General features: G+C 63.8%; 16 protein-coding genes. 4 read left to right on the top strand and 12 right to left on the bottom strand.

Annotated features, from left to right (window positions below; all coding sequences use genetic code 11):
- Positions 1-95: 95 nt before the first annotated feature.
- The gene (locus R2676_RS18110; RefSeq protein WP_206274115.1) at positions 96-821 is read right to left on the bottom strand and encodes a transposase; all 726 of its coding nucleotides are present in this window, start codon (positions 819-821) and stop codon (positions 96-98) included.
- A gap of 247 nt (positions 822-1,068) precedes the next feature.
- On the opposite strand from R2676_RS18110, the gene R2676_RS18105 reads away from it, so the two are divergent.
- The gene (locus tag R2676_RS18105) at positions 1,069-1,743 is read left to right on the top strand and encodes an OmpW/AlkL family protein (protein WP_206274116.1); all 675 of its coding nucleotides are present in this window, start codon (positions 1,069-1,071) and stop codon (positions 1,741-1,743) included.
- 214 nt (positions 1,744-1,957) lie between these two features.
- Here R2676_RS18105 and R2676_RS18100 read toward each other — a convergent pair whose 3' ends face one another.
- The 8 genes from R2676_RS18100 to pilM all read right to left on the bottom strand — a co-directional run bounded on the left by R2676_RS18100 (position 1,958) and on the right by pilM (position 10,034).
- The gene (locus R2676_RS18100; protein ID WP_206274117.1) at positions 1,958-3,124 is read right to left on the bottom strand and encodes a deoxyguanosinetriphosphate triphosphohydrolase; all 1,167 of its coding nucleotides are present in this window, start codon (positions 3,122-3,124) and stop codon (positions 1,958-1,960) included.
- Positions 3,125-3,143: 19 nt separating this feature from the next.
- The gene (aroB, locus tag R2676_RS18095; protein WP_206274118.1) at positions 3,144-4,250 is read right to left on the bottom strand and encodes a 3-dehydroquinate synthase; all 1,107 of its coding nucleotides are present in this window, start codon (positions 4,248-4,250) and stop codon (positions 3,144-3,146) included.
- Positions 4,247-4,819, bottom strand: coding sequence for a shikimate kinase (locus tag R2676_RS18090; protein ID WP_027680248.1), 573 nt, complete (start codon positions 4,817-4,819; stop codon positions 4,247-4,249). Before R2676_RS18090 ends, aroB begins: the two co-directional genes overlap by 4 nt.
- 138 nt (positions 4,820-4,957) lie before the next feature.
- Complete coding sequence (gene pilQ, locus R2676_RS18085) at positions 4,958-7,114, bottom strand: temperature dependent type IV pilus secretin PilQ (RefSeq protein ID WP_316857426.1); 2,157 nt, start codon at positions 7,112-7,114, stop codon at positions 4,958-4,960.
- Between the two features lie 2 nt (positions 7,115-7,116).
- Positions 7,117-7,662, bottom strand: a complete 546-nt coding sequence (locus tag R2676_RS18080; RefSeq protein ID WP_102067438.1) for a pilus assembly protein PilP — start codon at positions 7,660-7,662, stop codon at positions 7,117-7,119.
- A complete protein-coding gene (locus tag R2676_RS18075; RefSeq protein ID WP_206274120.1) occupies positions 7,659-8,318 on the bottom strand; it encodes a type IV pilus inner membrane component PilO in 660 nt (219 codons plus the stop codon). Before R2676_RS18075 ends, R2676_RS18080 begins: the two co-directional genes overlap by 4 nt.
- Before the next feature lie 2 nt (positions 8,319-8,320).
- The gene (locus R2676_RS18070; protein ID WP_206274121.1) at positions 8,321-8,953 is read right to left on the bottom strand and encodes a PilN domain-containing protein; all 633 of its coding nucleotides are present in this window, start codon (positions 8,951-8,953) and stop codon (positions 8,321-8,323) included.
- A gap of 10 nt (positions 8,954-8,963) precedes the next feature.
- Positions 8,964-10,034, bottom strand: a complete 1,071-nt coding sequence (gene pilM, locus R2676_RS18065; RefSeq protein WP_027680253.1) for a type IV pilus biogenesis protein PilM — start codon at positions 10,032-10,034, stop codon at positions 8,964-8,966.
- Positions 10,035-10,486: 452 nt separating this feature from the next.
- Between pilM and R2676_RS18060 the strand changes: the two genes are divergently transcribed.
- A complete protein-coding gene (locus tag R2676_RS18060; protein ID WP_206274122.1) occupies positions 10,487-12,901 on the top strand; it encodes a penicillin-binding protein 1A in 2,415 nt (804 codons plus the stop codon).
- Between the two features lie 68 nt (positions 12,902-12,969).
- Here the strand turns inward: R2676_RS18060 and cyaY are convergent, their stop codons facing one another.
- A complete protein-coding gene (cyaY, locus tag R2676_RS18055) occupies positions 12,970-13,314 on the bottom strand; it encodes an iron donor protein CyaY (RefSeq protein ID WP_102067435.1) in 345 nt (114 codons plus the stop codon).
- Positions 13,315-13,452: 138 nt separating this feature from the next.
- On the opposite strand from cyaY, the gene lptM reads away from it, so the two are divergent.
- Both lptM and lysA read left to right on the top strand, forming a co-directional pair.
- Positions 13,453-13,686 (top strand): LPS translocon maturation chaperone LptM, encoded by a 234-nt coding sequence (lptM, locus tag R2676_RS18050; RefSeq protein WP_004634541.1) that lies wholly within the window; start codon positions 13,453-13,455, stop codon positions 13,684-13,686.
- A 65-nt stretch (positions 13,687-13,751) separates the two neighbouring features.
- On the top strand, positions 13,752-15,011 hold the full coding sequence (gene lysA / locus R2676_RS18045) for a diaminopimelate decarboxylase (protein ID WP_206274123.1): 1,260 nt from the start codon (positions 13,752-13,754) through the stop codon (positions 15,009-15,011).
- A 63-nt stretch (positions 15,012-15,074) separates the two neighbouring features.
- On the opposite strand, the gene msrQ is transcribed toward lysA, so the two are convergent.
- Together msrQ and msrP are read right to left on the bottom strand one after the other, a co-directional pair.
- Positions 15,075-15,731, bottom strand: coding sequence for a protein-methionine-sulfoxide reductase heme-binding subunit MsrQ (gene msrQ / locus R2676_RS18040; protein WP_206274124.1), 657 nt, complete (start codon positions 15,729-15,731; stop codon positions 15,075-15,077).
- A gap of 7 nt (positions 15,732-15,738) precedes the next feature.
- A complete protein-coding gene (gene msrP, locus R2676_RS18035) occupies positions 15,739-16,734 on the bottom strand; it encodes a protein-methionine-sulfoxide reductase catalytic subunit MsrP (RefSeq protein ID WP_316857413.1) in 996 nt (331 codons plus the stop codon).
- Between the last annotated feature and the right edge of the window lie 83 nt (positions 16,735-16,817).

Genomic DNA, 16,817 nt, shown 5'->3' with positions numbered 1-16,817 from the left:
AAATTAATAAATGCACGACATCAGTGCGGGTTTATTAATGGGGACAGATCAAAATCGGTGCGATTGATGCCGTCTGCGTGACGGCGTCGCCGCCGCTATTCGATGCGCGCGCTGTTCTCCATTCCCACTTCTGCGGCGCGACGAGGCGGTCGCCCCTTGGGCAATGGGGCAACCCGACGCCCTCCGGTGCGCGCCAAGGTGGCGAGAAACGCCTCGTTGCCAAGCGGCCAACCGCTGTGCACATGCTGGCGGATCTGCGTCAGCTGGTCTGAACCCAAACCGTCATGCCACAACGTCCGGTATCGCGACTGCCGCTCGAACGGTGTGTTGCCAAGCCGCCAATAGCAATAGTGGTCACTCACCCACGGAATGGATTGGATGCCGACGTGGTGACGATACGAGCTCCATCGATCTTCCTCAGGCGTGCTGACGAGCCCCGCGCGCACCGCGTTGGACTCCACATACAACAGGACCGGCAGCACCCACTCGGCGGGGTCCAATACCGTCGATCGGAAGCGCCCCTCCCACAACGTGCCGCTGCGATCCGCCGCAGCGTTGAAGTAGCGCGTATAGCGCCGCCCCACGGCCTGCAGCGTGCGCGACAGGCTGTCCGCCACCTTGGGTGTTCCCACCAGATGGACATGATTCGGCATCAGCGAAAACCCATGGATGGCGAAGTCATGCTCGCGGGCCGCCATGCGCAGCGTGTCGAGATAGAACGCGTAGTCGTCGTCGCCGCGAAAGACGGTCTGGCGATTGTTGCCGCGCTGCAACACGTGCACCGGGACATCGATTGGACTGAGACGAGGCAGGCGAGCCATGGGAAAAAACGGGGAAGAAAAGCACCATCGTAGCCGGAGCACGCGAATCTGTCCCCAATTTTTATAGCGCAAACGCTTGCATGACGTTGTCGTCGGGCCGCAACGGCGAAGTTTGCGTGCCGTCAAATCGGCGGCCCGATGCGCCATCTGCGACCGGCCCAACTTGATCCCAAGCAAATCGGACAGGCAACTTCCCCGCGAGACTGGCTCCCATCACATCACGAGACAACACGAGAGGGAGCGTTTCATGGCTTTTTACCGCCTAGCCGCAGTCGCCGCAGCCGCCGGCATGTTTGCCGCCGGATTCAGCCCGGCCGCATTTGCGCAGAGCACCGATTTGGCGCCCGCCACCGGCAATTGGATGGTGCGCCTGCGCGCCGTCAACCTGACAGCCGCCAACAAATCCGACGCGGTGCCGGCGCTTGCCATTCCGGCGGATGCCATTCAGATCAACAACAAGGTTCTGCCCGAGCTGGATATCTCGTACTTCTTCACGCCGCACCTTGCGGCCGAGCTGATCCTGACGTACCCGCAGCAGCACGACGTGACCGTCATGCAAAGTGCGCTGGGCGGCCCGACAAAGATCGGCAATTTCCGCCACCTGCCGCCGATTCTGACGATGCAGTATCACTTCACGCCCGAGTCGCGCTTCAAGCCGTACGTGGGTGCGGGCATCAACTACACGCGCATTTCCAATGTGAATCTGCAGGTGCCGGGCGTGGGTCCGCTCGACCTCAGTAAAAACAGCTTCGGCCCGGCGCTGCAGGTCGGCTTCGACTATCGCCTGACCGAACGCCTCTACTTCAACGTCGACCTGAAGAAGACCTGGATCAGCGCCGACGTGAAGATGGCCGGCCAGACCATCAGCAAGGTCAAGGTTGACCCGTGGCTGCTGGGCGTCGGCCTGGGCTATCGCTTTTAAGGGAGGACGATCAGCGAACCGACACTGTCCTGATCGACTTTTACCGACGTGCCGCAGGGGCCGTCGACGGCGGGGGCGCTCGTCGGCGGTGGTTGGCGCGTTCGGCCCGGCATGCGTTGGGGCGGCCGGGCATTTTTTTTGGGCGCTCGGTTTAGATCCGCTGCCTGATGGCCGGGAGCCACGCAAGCGAGTAGCCGACCGGCGGCGCAGTCGCTCAAACGGCATCCACCGCAAAGATGCGGCGATGCTCCTTGATGGCATAGCGATCCGTCATGCCGGCAATGTAATGCGCAATCCAGCGCGGCTGCTCTTCAGGGTTGGCTTTCGCCTGGTATTGCGGCGGCAGCAGACGCGGATCATCCATGAACGCGCCGAACAGGTCGTCGATGATGCGGCGCGCCTTGGCCGCCATGCGCATCACGAGGTAATGCCGATACAGGTTATCGAACAGGAAACGCTTGAGCGCCCGCGCCTCTTCGCGCATCGGCTCGGAGAAGGCAACGAGCGCCGGTGCGGCACGCACATCGTCGATGCATTGCGGCGCAACTTCTGCGATGCCCGCCCGCGTGGTGCCGATCAGGTCGACGATCAGCGCGTTGATGATGCGACGAATAGTTTCGTTGATCAGGCGTCGGCCGCTGACGTCCGGAAATGCCGCCTCGGCTTCGCGCCGATGGATGGCCCACAGCGGCACGTCTTCGAGTTGCTCCAGCGTGATCAGGCCGGAGCGCAGGCCGTCGTCGATATCGTGGTTGTTGTACGCGACCTCATCGGCGAGGTTGGCGAGTTGCGCTTCCAGCGAAGGCTGCTGCCCTTCGAGAAAGCGCCGCCCCAAGTCACCCAGCGTCGCCGCGTTATTGCGCGCGCAATGTTTGAGGATGCCCTCGCGCGTTTCGAACGTCAGGTTCAGCCCGTCGAAACCGCCGTAGCGCTCTTCCAGCCGATCGACCACGAGCAGGCTCTGCAGGTTGTGCTCGAACCCGCCGTACGGCTTCATGCAATCGTTGAGCGCATCCTGCCCGGCATGGCCGAACGGCGTGTGGCCCAGATCATGTGCCAACGAAATCGCTTCAACGAGATCCTCGTTCAGGCGCAGGCTACGCGCGATCGAACGGGCGATCTGCGCGACTTCCAGACTGTGCGTGAGCCGCGTCCGGAACAGGTCACCTTCGTGATTCACGAAGACCTGCGTCTTGTATTCGAGCCGGCGGAACGCGGTGCTGTGGATGATGCGATCGCGGTCACGCTGGAACTCGGTGCGCGACGTGGACGGTGGCTCGGCATGGACGCGGCCGCGCGTCTGCGCCGAATGCGCGGCGTAGGGAGCGAGAGGGCCTTCGAGATCGAACGGCGCGGACGGCACATCAAATCGGTCGTTCATCGGGCCATCTCGTCTTGTCTCAGGCGACGGGCGCCTCGGTCGGCGGTCGCAGCACGGCGTGCTGCAAGGTAGCGCGCAAGTCGGCGTCGGGCACCGTGGTCACGAAGGCCTGGCCCAGCTTGCGCAGGAGTACGAACTTGATCTCGCCGGCTTCGGCCTTCTTGTCGACGCGCATCAGGTCAATGAACCGATCGACGCCGAGGTCCGGTGCCACCGTCGGCAGGTCGGCGGCACGCGTGAGCGCCGCGATGCGGTTGCGCGTCTCGATGTCGATAAAACCGAGGCGATGCGACAGGTCCGCCGCCATCACCATGCCGCAGCCGACGGCCTCGCCGTGCAGCCATTCCCCGTAGCCGAGCCCGGCTTCGATGGCGTGGCCAAAGGTGTGGCCGAAATTGAGGGTGGCACGCAGACCGGTCTCCCGCTCATCGTGTGCCACGACTGCCGCCTTGATGCGCACCGAGCCTCGCACGGCCTCGGTCATCAGGGCGGTATCGCAGTCGTTGAGGCCCTTGATGTTCTGCTCGATCCAGGCGAAGTAATCGGCATCGGCAATCGCGCCGTGCTTGATGACCTCGGCCATGCCCGCCGCCAGCTCGCGCGCCGGCAAGGTGCGCAGCGTGTCGATATCGGCCAGCACCGCCTGCGGCTGGTGGAACGCGCCGATCATGTTCTTGCCCAGCGGGTGGTTGATGCCCGTCTTGCCACCCACCGAAGAATCGACCTGCGACAACAGCGTCGTCGGCACCTGAATGAAGGGCACGCCGCGCATGTAGCAGGCAGCGGCAAAGCCCGTCATGTCGCCAATCACGCCACCACCCAGGGCGATCAGCGTGGTCTTGCGATCTGCGCCCGCGGTCAACAGCGCATCGAAGATACGGTTGAGCGTGTCCCACTTCTTGAACGATTCGCCATCAGGCAGCACGACCGTGTCGACGGCCTTGCCGAGCGAACGAATGGCCGCTTCGACCTTGGCCGCATACAGCGGTGCGACGGTCTCGTTGGTGACGATCACGGCACGCGCGCCGCGAATGTGGGGGGCAAACAACTCAGCCTTGGACAGCAGCCCCGAGCCGATATGGATCGGATAGGCGCGATCGCCAAGGTCAACATCAACGGTAATCATGACTGAGAGGAGACTTGCGAGGAGGTGGACGAGCCTGCGGGCGGAGCCACAATGCCGGCCACTTCGAGTTGCATCAGGACCATATTAACAAGCTGCGCGACGGTGGGCTTGCCAGTTTCGATGACGAAATGCGCTACGTCACGGTACAGCGGATCGCGGATCGCATGCAGTTCCTCGAGCTTGGCGCGCGGGTTTTCTGTCTGCAGCAGCGGCCTGTTCTTGTCGTGGCGCGTGCGCAAATACAGGTCATGCGGATTGGCGCGCAGGTAGATCACCGTACCGCGTTCGCGCAGGAACGCCCGGTTTTCGGCCCGCAACACGGCGCCCCCGCCGGTGGCGATAACCACGCCGTCGCGCGCGGTCAGCTCGTCGATCATGTGGGTTTCGCGATCGCGAAAACCGACCTCGCCTTCGTGCTCGAAAATGACCGGCACCCGCACACCGCAGCGCGCTTCGATCTCATGGTCGGAGTCGAAGAACGGCAGATCGAGCCGACGCGCCACCGCCCGGCCGACCGTGGTCTTGCCCGCGCCCATCAAGCCGACGAAAAATACGTTCGAAACAGACAAAATCGCGTGAAATCAGGAATTTGAGCCTGATTGTAGTGGCATTTGGTCACCATCCTGCACAAACCGCGCCGCAGGACACAAAAAAGCCCGGCGCTCCATTCAGGAGGCCGGGCTTTTTGATCGAAACGCCGCCGTCGGTTACTTCAGCGACAGTTGATCGGACAGCACACGCGGCGTCAGGAAGACCAGCAACTCGGTGCGGTTGTTGATCTTGTTGGTGCTCTTGAACAGGTTGCCCAGCACCGGAATGTCGCCCAGCAGCGGCACCTTGTTGATGTCGGTCCGCTCATTCTGCGTGTAGATACCGCCGATCACGACCGTGCCGCCGTTCTCGACCAGCACCTGCGTCTGCACGTGCTTGGTGTCGATGGCGAAGCCGTTGGTGGTCTGGATACCCACGCTGTCCTTGTTGACGTCCACGTCCAGGAAAATGTTGCCGTCCGGCGTGATCTTGGGCGTCACTTCCAGCTTCAGGTTGGCCTTCTTGAACTGTACCGAAGTCGCGCCCGAAGAGGTCGCCTGTTGGTACGGAATCTCCGTACCTTGCTCGATCAGCGCCTTGATGTTGTCGGCTGTGACCACACGCGGGCTGGAAACGATCTTGCCGCGGCCATCAGCCTCCAGCGCAGACAGCTCCAGCGCCAGGAAGCGGCCGGCACCGGCGTTGAACAGGCTCACGGCCACGGTTGCCGCGTTCACACCGTTGATGCCATTGGCCGGGAAGCTGATCGCGGGGCTGTTGTCCCACGTGGCGTTTTGCGTCACAGGCGACACGACGTTGGTGTAGGTATTGCCATAACCGGCGCCGTTGGTCTTGGAGGCAAAGCCCAGCTTGGCGCCGAGGTTGCGGCTGAACGTGTCGTCCGCCTCGACGATGCGCGCTTCGATCATCACCTGGCGCACCGGAATGTCGATCTTCAGCAGGAACGCCTGCACTTCCTCCAGCTTGCTCGGGATGTCCGAGACGAATAGCTGGTTCGTCCGCGTATCCGCCGTGAGCGAGCCGCGCTTGGACAGAATCCGAGAAGTCGTACCACCAGCAGCACCACCTGCCCCGCCGGCAGCACCCGTGCCCAGCAGCATGTTCCGCACATCGCCAGCGCTCTGATAATTCAAGCGGAACACCTGGCTGCGCAACGGCTCCAGCTCGGTCACTTGCTGCTGCGACTCAAGCTCGGCCTTTTCCTTCGTGGCCAGCTCGCCGCGCGGGGCGACCCACAGCACGTTGCCGTTGCGACGCGACGCCAGGCCCTTCGAATCCAGCACGATCTGCAGTGCCTGATCCCAGGGCACATCTTTGAGGCGCAGCGACAGGGTGCCCGTCACGCTGTCGCTGGTCACGATGTTGAGGTTCGTGAAGTCTGCGAAGACCTGCAGCAACGAACGCACATCGATGTTCTGGAAGTTCAGCGACAGGCGCTCACCGCGGTAGCCCGGACCAGCAATCAGCTTGTTCGGGTCTTCCTTCGTCGGACGCACTTCCACGACGAACTGCGTGTCGGTCTGATACGAGCTGTACTGCCAGTTGCCGCGCGGCTCGATGATCAGGCGGGCGCCGGTCCCGTTGTCGGTGGCGCGCATGGCCTGCACGGGCGTGCCGAAATCGCTCACGTCGTACCGACGGCGCAGCGACTGCGGCAACGTCGCACCGACGAAGTCCACGACGAGGTTCTGGCCTTGCTGGGCGATGTTGATCGCCGAGTTGGCCGTCGACAGGTCGACCACGACGCGGCCGGCGAGATCCTCGCCGCGGCGGAAGTCAACATTGCGCACCGCCGGGCGCTCGGCGCCTGCGACGGGCGTCGGCGCGGAGAACGTCGGCGCCGCGACAGCCGCGGCCACCGGCGCCGCTTCCAGCGTCAGCACGTACTGGTTTCCGCGCACTTCCGACTTGTACTGCGTCTGGCGCGCGAGATCGAGCACAACGCGGGTACGGTCGCCGATCTGCACCACGTTCGCCGAACGCAGCAGCTTGCCGCCGTATTGGTAATTGGCGCGGCCCTGCGCGAAGCTGGCCCCGAAGAAGTCGATGGCGATGCGCGCTGGCTGCTGCGTGCTGAACTCCACCGGCTTCTGGGTCGGCGCGCTCTTGAGCGTGACCGTCACCACGGTGGATTCGCCGGCCGTGGCCTGCTCCACCTTTTCGATCGTGTTGCCGGAGACGGCCGCTGCAGGCGCCGCCTGCTGAGCGGCGGCCTGGCCGGCCACCATGAACAGGCACAGCGAAAGCCATGCCACCGCGCCCCCCCGGGCCACTCGGGCTGCCTGCGAGAGGCCGCCCTTCACAAGACGCATCGTCATTGCGCGCTCTCCTGAACTTTCAGGGTCGTCATTTTTTCTTTCCATTCGGTCGTGCCTTCGCGCACCAGCTCACGCAAGGTGAGTTCCTGGTCTCCGATGCGGACGATGCGACCATAGTTTTGTCCGATGTACTGCCCCACATGCACATGCTGCGTCTTGTCCCCGACAGACAGGACACCTTCCGTCTCGCCATTGCGCTTCATCGTCCCGACCAGCTTGAAGGCTTCCAGCGGATAGTCTTCCAGCGGCTCGCGACGGCGATTCGGTTCCGGCGATTCGTTCTGCGCGCGCGACAGTTCTGCCACCTTCTGCACGCTGAACGGATCAGTCTGCTTGGTGGTCGTGTATTCGCGCGGCGCGTAAGGCTTGGGCTCGGGCAGCGGCGGCACGGTCGTACTGACGCTCTGGCGCGCTTGCTGCATCCATTGCTGCAATTCATCGTCTTCGCTCGCGCCGCAGGCCGTCAGCACAACGGCCAGGCACAGCGGCGACAGACGCAGAACGTGCGACATGCGGCGACGGCTCACGGTGCGGCCCCTCATTTGGCGCCTCCCTTGGCGGCAGCATTCGCCTTGCGCTGTGCAGCCTGCTCGTCGGCGTCGAGCGCCCGGTAGGCCTCGGCGCGCGTTTCCATCACCATGCCGCCATCCTTGGTGCCTGTCAGCGAGATGTTCTGCAGCGTGACGATGCGCGAGAGCGCGGCCACGTCGGCAGCAAAGAGCGCCATGTCGTGATAGCGGCCATTCACCTTCACCGCAACCGGGATCTCGGCGTAGTAAGGCTTGATCACCGCGCCGGACGGGCGGAACAGGTCGAAGGTCAGCCCACGTGCGATACCGGCATGGTTGACGTCGGCCAGCAGCGCATCCATCTCGGTCTTGTTCGGCAGTTGCAGTTCCAGCTTCGCGACACGCTGCTCCACTTCAGCCTTCTGCTTGCGCAGCGCTTCGAGGTTCACCACCTGCGCGAGCTTGCTCTGGTATGCCGCCTTCAGGTTGTCCTGCTCGGTGCGCTTGGCGTCGCGTTCGTCGAACTTGCCGCTCCAATAAAACTGCCAGCCCAGGCCGATCACCACGACGGCGGACAGAATCATGAACAGGATCCGCGGCGCGATCGGCCACGTTTCCGGCTCGTTCAGGTTCAGGCCGCGGAACTGGCTGACCAGGTCTTCCAACGAAATTTCGGTCGAGAGCGCCATGGTTATTTCCCCGCCGTGGCCGCACCGGGCTTGGCCGGCGTTGCCGGTTCGGCCTTCCACTGGAAGCGGATCGTGAAGTTGAACAGCCGACGCTGTTCCTTCAGGTTGTTCGTCATGGTGGTGGCCACCGATTCGCCCAGTTCGGCATGATCGAGCCAGGGCACCGCGCCCAGGTTGCGCAGCAGGTCCGACACGCGCTCGTTCGACTGCGCCACTCCGGATACCGTGTAACGCTCGCCTTCCTGCTTGAGCGAGGTGAGATAGATGCCGTCCGGCACCTGGCGCACCAGCTCCTCAAGCAACTGCACCGGGCGGTTACGCTGGTTTTGCAGACTTTCCACGGCCTGCTGACGTTGCAGCAAGTCGTCGATGTCCTTCTTGAGGGTGTTGACCTCGGCGATCTGCTTGTCCATCTCCGCGTTCTTCTGCGTGAGGATGTCGTTGATGCGTTGCGCCTCTTCGGTCTGGTGATCGATCACCATGCCGCCCAGGAACACCACCACCGCACCCACGGCAGCGGCGGCGCCGAGGCTCATGTACACCTTCTTGCGCTTACCGGCACGTCGCTCCGCGTGATACGGGAGCAGGTTCACGCTTGGCAGCGCATTCACGGCATTCGCGCTTTCATTGGCCATCGTCAGCTCCTTATTGCAGCCCGCGCAGGGCGAGGCCCGCGCTGACGATGTAGGCTGGCAGATCGCGCTGCAGATAGCGCGCGTTGACGTTCTTGGCCGCGCCCATATTGGCGAACGGATTGGCCAGCGTCGTATTGATCTGCGTCTGCTGCTGGATGGCGGTCTGTACGCCCAGCAACGATGCGTGGCCGCCCGACAGCACGATCTCGTCGACGCGACCGACGCTCGAGGTCGACAGGAAGTTCTGGATGGCCTGACCGACTTCCATGGCCAGCGTCTCAAGCGACGGCTTGAGCAGCTGGCTGCGGTATTCGTCGGGCAGCGTGTTCTTGCGCTTCTTCACCTCGGCCTTGAGCAGATCGAGGGAGAACAGACGCGAAATGCTCTGCGTAAGCTGGTCGCCCGAGCCCGACATCGGCTGCTCGTACAACTCCTTCCAGCCCTGGTAGAACAATGCGTGCGAGCGCGCACCACCCAGGTGGAACATCGCCACGACGGGCATGTCGCGCGTCTCGGTTTCGGTGGCGTCCGGCTTCACGGCGAGCATGTGCGTCATGGCGCGCTGGATGGCGTTTTCCTCCACGTCCATGACGATCGCTTTCAGACCGGCCATCTCGGCGGCGGTCACCCGCTCGGTCACGCGCTCGGACACCGTTGCCGTGACGCGCACGCCGATCCCGCCTTCGGTTTCGGACGGACCGATCACGACATAGTCGAAATTGACGTTCTGCGAGGGCGGAAACAGCCGGTTGGCTTCGCTCTCGACCTGCACGAAGAGCTCGTCTTCGGTCAGGTTGTCGGGCAGGCTGACGGTTTGCGATTCCGTCAGGCTCGCGGGAATGGCAAGCACGGCTTCCTTGCCGCGAATGCCGGCCTTGGCGATGGCGCGCTTGAGCGCATTGCCCACCGCATCGATATTCACCAGATTGCCGTCAGCGACGGCACTGCGTTCAATCAGCTCGCTGGCGCATTTTTCGAGACGGAAATCCCCCTGCTTGCCGTTGGCGGACAACTCCACCACCTTGACGCTGGAAGACCCGATATCTATCCCGACGATATTGCGGCGCAGCAGGCCGGACAACAAACCCCGTCGCACAGAGACACCCCACCGTTTATAGTTTTTTGAACCCTGGCGCCCGTCGCAAATCCAACGTGCGCCATAGCCTGCTTAGATTTGCTGCTGGATTCTCACAAAATCCTTTAGAACAGGCAAACGCTCAGGCGGGGCGCGATGCATTTCGCGCCATGCCCTTCCGAAAGCGTTGTCAAAACCCCACGGTCGGGGGATACCCCTTTCGTCTGACTTGATTTCCGCTCCGTCTACTTCTAACGGCGGATTCTTAGCCGCCTTGAATCAAGATACCGCCGGCGCACAATCTACACCCGCACGGTGCATGGCACGGCGCACAAGTGCTGGCTCATCCGCTGAGGTGACAGTGGTTACGTGCTGTTACGTCCGAGGCAGCCGGACCGCCGAAGCCTCAACGATATAATCGCCGCCACGCTGACTGACACCCCCGGTGCCCACCTGTAATGGCTACTGCCCAAACCACCCCAGCTTCGCCCAAGCCGCCCAAGGCCCGCCGCCCACTGTGGGCGCGACTGCTTCTCTGGATGCTCGGCCTGTTCGTTGCCATGGGGGTCGTCGGCGCGCTGCTGCTGGGCTACGCCCTGCTCGTCGCCGCGCCCAACCTGCCGTCGCTCGACGCCATCACCGATTACCGACCGAAGATTCCGCTGCGTGTCTACACCGCCGACAACGTCCTCATCGGCGAATTCGGTGAAGAGCGTCGCAGCTTCGTGCCGATCACGCAGATGCCCGACGTGATGAAGCGCGCAGTCCTGGCCATCGAAGATGACCGGTTCTACGAGCACGGCGGCGTCGACTTCATCGGTGTGCTGCGCGCGGGCCTGGCGAACCTGCATGGCGGCCTGTCGCAAGGCGCGTCGACCATCACCATGCAGGTGGCGCGCAACTTCTTCCTGTCCAGCGAGAAGACGTACACGCGCAAGATCTACGAGATCTTGCTCTCGTACAAGATCGAGGCGAGCCTGACAAAGGATCAGATCCTGGAGCTGTACATGAACCAGATCTACCTGGGCCAGCGCGCGTACGGTTTTGCAAGCGCCGAGCAGATCTACTTCGGCAAGAACATCAAGGACATCACCCTGGCCGAAGCGGCCATGCTGGCCGGCCTGCCGAAGGCGCCGTCAGCGTACAACCCGGTCGTGAACCCAAAGCGCGCGAAGGTGCGTCAGGAATACATCCTGCAGCGCATGCGCGACCTGCACTACATCACGCCGGAGCAGTACACGCAGGCCATCAATGAGCAACTGCCGGTGCGTGGCGAAGGCCATGAATTCGACGTGCACGCCGAATACGTGGCTGAAATGGTGCGCCAGCTCATGTACGCGCAATACCGCGAAGAAACCTACACGCGTGGGCTGAACGTTTACACGACGCTGCGCAAGGCCGATCAGGATGTCGCGTATCAATCCGTGCGTCGCGGCATTCTCGACTACGAGCGCCGTCACGGCTATCGCGGACCTGAAGCGTTCATCGACCTGCCCTCCGATGCGGAGGAACGCGAACAGGCCATCGACGACGCCCTGCTGGAACACCCGAACAGCGACGATCTGCAATCGGCCGTGGTGGTGAGCGTGACACCCAAGCTGGTGCGCGCAACGATGCTGACTGGCGAGACGATCGACCTGACCGGCGACGGTCTGCGCTTTGCACAGGCCGCGCTGTCGAACAACGCGCAGCCGAAGATCAAGCTCCGCCCGGGCGCGGTGATCCGCGTGATCGAAGATCCGAAGACGCAGAAGTGGTCGATCACGCAGTTGCCGGAAGTGGCCTCGGGCTTCGTGTCGCTCGATCCGCAGACGGGCGCGATCTACTCGATGGTCGGCGGCTTCGATTTCAACCGCAGCAAGTTCAACCACGTCACGCAGGCCTGGCGCCAGCCGGGTTCGAGCTTCAAGCCGTTTATCTACTCGGCGGCGGTGGACAAGGGTTTCTCGCCTTCTACCGTCATCAATGACGCGCCGCTTTCCATCCCCACGGGCGACACCGGCGGCCAGGTGTGGGAGCCGAAGAACTACGGCGGCGGCTACGACGGCCCGATGACGATGCGCCGCGCGCTGCAGAAATCGAAGAACCTGGTGTCGGTGCGCATCCTGCGGGCGATCGGTACGCAGTACGCGCAGCAGTACATCACGCGCTTCGGGTTCGATGCCGATCGGCACCCCGCCTATCTGCCCATGGCGCTTGGCGCCGGCTCGGTGACGATGTTGCAGATGGCGAGCGGCTACTCGGTGTTTGCCAACGGCGGCTACCGCGTGAACCCGTACATCATCGATCGCGTGGTCGATGCGCGTGGGACGGTCGTGCAGCAAAGCCATCCGATGACCGCCGGCAAGGATGCCGTGCGCGTGATCGATCCGCGCAACGACTTCATCATGGATTCGCTCCTGCGCAGCGTGGTGTCGAACGGCACGGGCTACCAGGCCAAGGTCAAACTGGGCCGCAACGACATGGCCGGCAAGACCGGCACCACCAACGACTCGTTCGACGCGTGGTTCTGCGGCTACACGCCCAAGCTGGTCGGCGTGGCCTGGATGGGTTACGACAACCCGCGCAGCCTCGGGGATCGCGAAACCGGCGGCGGCCTGGCCCTGCCGATCTGGATCAACTACATGAGCTACGCACTGAAGGGCGAACCGCAGACCGAGCGCCAGCCGCCGGAAGGCGTCGTGCAGATGGCGGGCGACTGGGCCTACGAGGAATACGCCAACGGTCAGGGCGTGGCGTCGGTGGGCCTGGGCGATGCGCTGCCGGGAGCCTCGGCGCCGGGCGGCGACCCGTCACAACAGCCTGGCATCAACCTGGCGCCGACGCAGGAACAGGAGAAACAGAAGATTCTCGATATGTTCCGCGGCAACTGAACGTCGCGCCCATGAAAAAGCCGCCCTTCGGGGCGGCTTTTCTTTTGCATCCGACGAGAGCGCTGCGCTCAGCCCGCCGCCAATGTCACATCCACATCGCTTTGCTGGCTGACATAGCGCGAGAGCGCCACATACAGCTCTTCCTTGCTGCGCGTGTCGACCCAGCGGCCGTCGTCGCCGCGGCGGAAATGGAAACCGCCCGCACGCGCCGCCACCCACAGTTCCTGCATCGGCGCCTGGCTGTTGATGATGATCTTGGAGCCATCGTCAAATTCAAGGGTCAGCACGTTACCGGTGCGGTTGACCTCGATGTCGGCATCGGCCTCGTCGGCCGCCGTTTCAACGATGCTTTCGATGCGGCTGAGTTCCGCCTCGGCCAGCGCCAGGAACTCCGATTCGCTCAGGGGGGGCATGCTACACTCCAAAATCTTGCGCGGACGTTGCGTGGCGGCCCTTTCCGGCCCGTCCTGACCAGCAGGCGCCTCGTCCCATATGACTCCGATCGCCGCAAGGGCCACACCCCTGGGGCATCCTTTCTGCACCATCATCCGATGATACGAACCGCCGCCATTGTAGCCACTGTCGGCCTGACCCTGACGGTCGCAGGCCTATCCGGCTGCGGAATTCGCGGGCCGCTGTACATGCCCAAGGTGCCGCCGGCGCCGACCGCGCCGCAAACCACCGACCCTGGCATCGCCGGCCCGAACGCCGTGCCGCAGCCCCCGGTGCCGGGCGCCAAACCCGCAGCCGCCGATGCGGCCAGCGCGGTGCCCGCGAACCGCTGATCCCCTCTTTTTTTGCTCAACCGGCGACGCCCTTATCCAGTGCGACGCCAAGAATGCTCTCCCTCATGTCCGAGTCCCTGATCCGCCAGGAAGGCGCGCTGATGATCGAAGGCGTCGCGCTCGACGCGATTGCCGCACAGTTCGGCACGCCCACCTACGTGTACTCGCGTGCCGCCCTCACGGGCAACTATCGCGCCTACGCCGCCGCGTGCGAGGGCCGCAACGCGCATGTGCAGTTCGCCGTGAAAGCCAACTCGAACCTCGCCGTGCTGCAGGTGTTCGCACAGCTGGGCGCAGGCTTTGACATCGTTTCCGCCGGCGAACTGAAGCGCGTGCTGGCCGCTGGCGCACAGGCTTCGAAGGTGGTGTTCTCGGGCGTGGGCAAGAGCGCGGACGAAATGCGGTTCGCACTGGAAGTCGGCGTGGCGTGCTTCAACGTGGAGTCGATCCCCGAGTTGCACCGCCTGAACGACGTGGCCGCATCGATGGGCAAGGTCGCGCCCGTGTCGCTGCGCATCAACCCGGACGTGGATGCCAAGACGCACCCTTACATCTCGACGGGCCTGAAGGGCAACAAGTTCGGCGTGGCGTTTGACGAAGTGCTGCCGACCTACCGCGCGGCGGCTGCGATGCCGAACCTGCGCGTGATCGGCATCGACTGCCATATCGGCTCGCAGATCACCGAGGTGTCACCCTATCTGGATGCGCTCGACAAGGTGCTCGACGTGGTGACGCAGCTCGACGCCGAGGGCATCCGCCTCGCGCACATCGATGTGGGCGGCGGTCTGGGTATCACGTACACGGACGAGACGCCGCCGGACATCACCGCCTTCGCGCGCACGCTGCTGGACCGCGTCGAGCAGCGCGGCTTTGGCGATCGCGCCGTGCTGTTCGAGCCGGGCCGGTCGCTGGTGGGCAACGCCGGCCTGCTGCTCACGCGCGTCGAATACCTCAAGCCCGGCGCGAGCAAGAACTTCTGCATCGTCGATGCGGCCATGAATGACCTGGCCCGCCCGGCGATGTACGAGGCGTATCACCACATCGTGCCGGTACGCGACAGCCAAAGCGCGCCGGTCGTCTACGACGTGGTGGGCCCGGTGTGCGAATCCGGCGACTGGCTGGGCCGCGACCGTTCGCTGGCGGTGCAGCCGGGCGATGTGCTCGCGATCCTGTCGGCCGGCGCGTACGGCTTCACGATGAGTTCGAACTACAACACGCGCAATCGCGCGGCCGAGGTCATCGTCGATGGCGACAAAGTCCATCTGGCGCGCGAGCGCGAGTGCTTTGAAGACCTGATCCGCGGCGAGCACCTGTTCCCGGCGTAAGCCCGCATCTCAAAGAAAAAGCCGACGCGCAAACGTCGGCTTTTTTTGTGGGCGCGATCGGCATCAATCGCGGGCTGGCATCGCGGCTCCGGTCATCGCACTGCGCTGCGAGCGCCACGCCCACCACACCCGCAGGCCCAGCAGCACCGCCATCACTGCGGCGTAGATCGACACCTCGGCAAAGTCATGCTTGCCGGCCTTGTGCCACCAGTAATGCAGGATGCCCAGCACGCCCGTCACGTAGACAAGCCGGTGCAGCCACTGCCAACGCTTGCCGCCGAGCCTGCGCACCATCGCGTTGGTCGACGTGGCCGCCAGCGGAATCATCAGCACGAACGCCGCAAAGCCGACGGTGATGAATGGCCGCTTGACGATGTCCTTCAACATCGACGCCGGATCGAGTCCGCGATCGACCAGCAACCAGATCAGGAAGTGGATCGTGCCGTAGAAGAACGTGTACAGCCCGAGCATGCGGCGAAGCCGGATCAGCCAATTCATGCCCGTGATGCGGCGCAGCGGCGTGATGGCCAGCGTGCAGCAGAGCAGCACCAGCGTCCACGTACCGGTCGAGCGCGTGACGAACTCCAGAGGGTTGGCCCCGAACTGGTCTGTCGCGCCCAGGAAGACGATGCGCAGGAACGGCAGCAGCGCCACGATCCATACGATCGCCTTCACCACACGCAATGGCTTGGGCGCCAACATCGGCGGCAGCAATGTCATGTCGGCCTCAGAAGTTTTTACGCAGGTCCATGCCGGCGTACAGCGGGGCCACCTGGTCGTAACCGTTGAACATCAGCGTCTTGCGCTTGGGCGCGAACAGGCCACCGAAACCCCCTTTGTCCTCGCCGATGCGGCGTTCGGTGGCCTGGCTCCAGCGCGGATGGTCCACGCTCGGGTTCACGTTGGAATAGAAGCCGTATTCATTGGCCGCGGCAATGTTCCAGCTCGTCGGCGGCTGCTTGTCGACAAAGCGGATCTTGACGATGGACTTCGCGCTCTTGAAGCCGTACTTCCACGGCACGATCACGCGCACGGGCGCACCGTTCTGGTTCGGCAGCACCTGGCCGTAGAGGCCAAAGGTAAGCAGCGCCAGCGGATGCATCGCCTCGTCCAGGCGCAAGCCTTCGCTGTAGGGCCACTCGAGCACGGGGCTGCTGATGCCGGGCATCTGCCGTTTGTCGGCCAGCGAGATGAACTGGATGTACTTGGCGCTGCCCTGGGGCTCCACCCGCTTGATCAACTCGGCCAGCGAGAAGCCCACCCACGGAATCACCATCGACCAGCCCTCGACGCAACGCAGGCGGTAGACGCGCTCTTCCATCGGCGCGAGCTTCATCAGGTCGTCCAGGTCGTAGGTTTTGGGGGTTTTCACCAAACCCTCCACGCTGACTTGCCACGGGTGCGGGCGCAGCGTGCCGGCATAGCGCGCCGGGTCGGCCTTGTCGGTGCCGAACTCGTAGAAGTTGTTGTACGTGGTGACCTGGTCGTACGGGGTGGCTTTCTCCACGGTCGTGTACGCGGGATTCGGTTTGCCGGGCAACTTGGCCAGCGAAGGGTTCGCGGCAAAAGCCTCGCGCGATGCCCACGGCGCCAGCGTCGCGCCGGCCGCACCCATGGCGGCAGCGGCCAAGAAACGGCGGCGCTGCTCGAAGATGTGCTGCGGTGTGATCTCGCTGGCGGGGATGTCGTCGCCACGCAGCCAGCGGTCAGTCTTGATCAACATGATTCGTGGTCCTCGTTGTGCGGGAACGCTGTCCCATGTGCGTTGGTCGTGCCAGCGCTGCCGACCTGACAGCGCGTAGCGAA

The organism is Ralstonia flatus (genome assembly GCF_958439105.1).
Classification (GTDB): domain Bacteria; phylum Pseudomonadota; class Gammaproteobacteria; order Burkholderiales; family Burkholderiaceae; genus Ralstonia; species Ralstonia flatus.
Note: the sequence above shows the minus strand (reverse complement) of the source record. Positions and strands in the feature narration are given on the sequence as shown.